The organism is Pseudoroseomonas cervicalis ATCC 49957 (genome assembly GCF_000164635.1).
In the GTDB taxonomy this organism is placed as follows: Bacteria; Pseudomonadota; Alphaproteobacteria; order Acetobacterales; family Acetobacteraceae; genus Pseudoroseomonas; species Pseudoroseomonas cervicalis.
The window spans coordinates 417998-420638 of the sequence record NZ_GG770779.1; the positions used below are offsets into that span (position 1 = coordinate 417998).

The window sequence follows — 2641 nt, forward strand, 5'->3', positions numbered from 1 at the left end:
CTGGAGACGGCGCGCGCCCTGGCCGCCCTCCCCGGCCTGCGCGTCGGCTTCCGCCGGGTGGAGGGCGAGACGCATGGCAGCATGGTGCCGGCGGCGGTGGCCGACGCGCTGGCGCTGGCGTCGGGCCGCATGCCCGCCGGCAGCCCCCCGACCTGACCCTCCAGCCACGGACCCCGGACGTGATCCCTCTGCGACAGGAATGGCCCGCCGATTTCGCCGCCCGCTACCGCGCCGCCGGCCATTGGCGGGGCGAGACCTTCCCCGGCCTGCTGCGCCAGCGCGCCGCCGAGCGGCCGGACGCCATCGCCATCATCGGCGGCGGCCAGCGCTGGAGCTATGCCGGGCTGCACGCCCGCGCCGAGGCCGCCGCCGCCGGCTTCCTCGCCCTCGGGCTGCGGCCGGGGGAGCGGGTGGTGGTCCAGCTCGGCAACATCCCGGAATTCTTCTCCGCCGTGTTCGGCCTGTTCCTGGCCGGGCTGGTGCCGGTCTACGCGCTGCCGGCGCACCGGCTGACCGAGCTGGCGCATTTCGCCGCCAAATCCGAGGCCAGCGCCTACATCGCCGCCGCGCGCGGCACCGATGGCTTCGATCACCGCCCGCTGGCGCGCGACCTGCTGCGCGCGGCGCCGGGGCTGCGGCATGTGGTGATGCTGGGCGAGGCGGCGGAGTTCACCGCCTTCGAGAGCCTCGATGGCGACCGCGCCGCGCTGCCGCCCGACCCGGACCCGGCCAGCGTCGCCTTCCTGCAGATCTCGGGCGGCACCACGGGGCTGTCGAAGCTGATCCCGCGCACGCATGACGACTACCTCTACAGTGTGCGCGCCAGCAACGCGATCTGCGGCGTCACGCCGGAGAGCGTGTTCCTGGTCGCCCTGCCGGCGGCGCACAATTTCCCGATGAGCTCGCCCGGCCATCTGGGCGCGCTGCATGCCGGCGCGCGCGTGGTGCTGAGCCCGGACCCGAGCCCCGGCACCGCCTTCCCGCTGATCGAGCGGGAGCGCGTCACCATCACCGGGCTGGTGCCGCCGCTGGCGCTGCTCTGGGCGCAGGCGGCGGCGGCCGGGCGGCACGATTTGTCCAGCCTCTCGGTGCTGCTGGTGGGCGGCGCCAAGCTGACGCCGGAGGCGGCGCGCCGCGTCCGCGACGCCCTGCCCGCCCGGCTGCAACAGGTCTTCGGCATGGCCGAGGGGCTGGTGAACTACACCCGCCTCGACGACCCCGAGGAGCTGGTGCTGGAAACCCAGGGCCGCCCGATCAGCCCGGATGACGAGGTGCGCATCGTCGACGACCTGGGCGAGCCGGTGCCGGAGGGCGCGCCCGGCTACCTGCTGGCGCGCGGCCCCTACACCATCCGCGCCTACCACAATGACGACGCGGCCAATGCCCGCAGTTTCACGCCGGACGGCTTCTACCGCACCGGCGACGTGGTGCGCCGCCTGCCCTCCGGCCATCTGGTCGTGCAGGGCCGCGCCGGGGACCACATCAACCGCGCCGGCGAGAAGATCTCGGCCGAGGAGATCGAGGACCACCTGCTGGCGCATCCGAACGTGTTCGACGCCGCCGTGGTCTCGGTGCCCGACGACTTCCTGGGCGAGCGCAGCTGCGCCTTCGTCATCCCGCAGGGCGAGCGGCCGCGCGCCCCGGCGCTGCGCGCCTGGATGCGCGGCCGCGGCATCGCCGAGTTCAAGGTGCCGGACCAGATCGTGCTGGTGGACGCCTTCGACACCACCGCCGCCGGCAAGATCAGCCGCCGCGAGCTGCGCGCCCGGCTGCGCGCCCGGCTGCTGGCCGAACCCACCTCCGATTGATCAGGACAATACGCCATGGCCGACGCCGCCCCCCCGCCCCTGACCCGCGCCCGGATGCGCGCCGACATCGCCCAGGCCCTGCGCCTGGCGCCCGGCGAGTTCACCGATGACGAGGACCTCGCCGATCTCGGCCTCGACTCGCTGCGCGCCATCGACCTGGTGACGCGCTGGGCCGAGGCCGGCCTGCCGCTGGAATTTTCCGAGCTGTCCGAGCGGCTGAGCGTGGACGCCTGGTGGGCGGTGGCGGAACGCGCCCTGGCGCGGCGCGCCCATGGCTGAGGGTCCCGGCCCCGCCGCCCTGCCGCTGACCGAGGCGCAGGAGGGGCTGTGGTTCGCGCAGCGGATCGATCCGGGCAACCCGGTGTTCAACACCGGGCAATATCTGGACATCCACGGCCCGCTGGACCGCGCCGCCTTCCGCGCTGCGGTGGACGGCATGGTGGCGGAAGCGGAGGGCCTGGCCCTGCGCTTCGCCGAGACATCCTCCGGCGTGGTGCAGCGGCCCGACCCGGCGCTGCGGCCCTGGCTGGAGGTGGTGGATGTCTCCGCCGCGCCCGACCCGCTGGCCACGGCGCGGGAGGCCATGCAACGCGACATGGACAGCCCCGCCGACCCGGCGCGCGGCGGGCTGGCGGCGGAGCGGCTCTACTGCCTCTCGCCCACGCGCCATCTCTGGTACCAGCGCGCGCATCATCTGGTGCTGGACGGCTATGGCACCGGGCTGCTGATGCAGCGCGTCGGCGCGCTCTACGCGGCGCGGCGCGGCGGCACCGAGCCCGGCCCGGCGCTGGCGCCCTTCGCCGCCGCCGTGCAGGCGGATGCGGCCTACCGCG

At 75.0% G+C, this 2641-nt stretch carries 3 protein-coding genes; all 3 read left to right on the forward strand.

Annotated features, from left to right (window positions below; genetic code table 11):
• Positions 1-179: 179 nt before the first annotated feature.
• Positions 180-1808, forward strand: coding sequence for a (2,3-dihydroxybenzoyl)adenylate synthase (locus HMPREF0731_RS13125; RefSeq protein ID WP_007004635.1), 1629 nt, complete (start codon positions 180-182; stop codon positions 1806-1808).
• Between the two features lie 15 nt (positions 1809-1823).
• Positions 1824-2087, forward strand: coding sequence for a phosphopantetheine-binding protein (locus HMPREF0731_RS13130; RefSeq protein ID WP_007004636.1), 264 nt, complete (start codon positions 1824-1826; stop codon positions 2085-2087).
• Positions 2080-2641, forward strand: a 562-nt coding sequence (locus HMPREF0731_RS13135) for a condensation domain-containing protein (RefSeq protein WP_007004637.1), incomplete at its 3' end; no start/stop codon positions are given. The genes HMPREF0731_RS13130 and HMPREF0731_RS13135, both read left to right, overlap by 8 nt.

What these genes read in the sequence shown, in the direction of transcription:
- HMPREF0731_RS13130 (WP_007004636.1), top strand. Translation starts at nt 1,824, where the DNA reads ATGGCCGACGCCGCCCCCCCGCCCCTGACCCGCGCCCGGATGCGCGCC.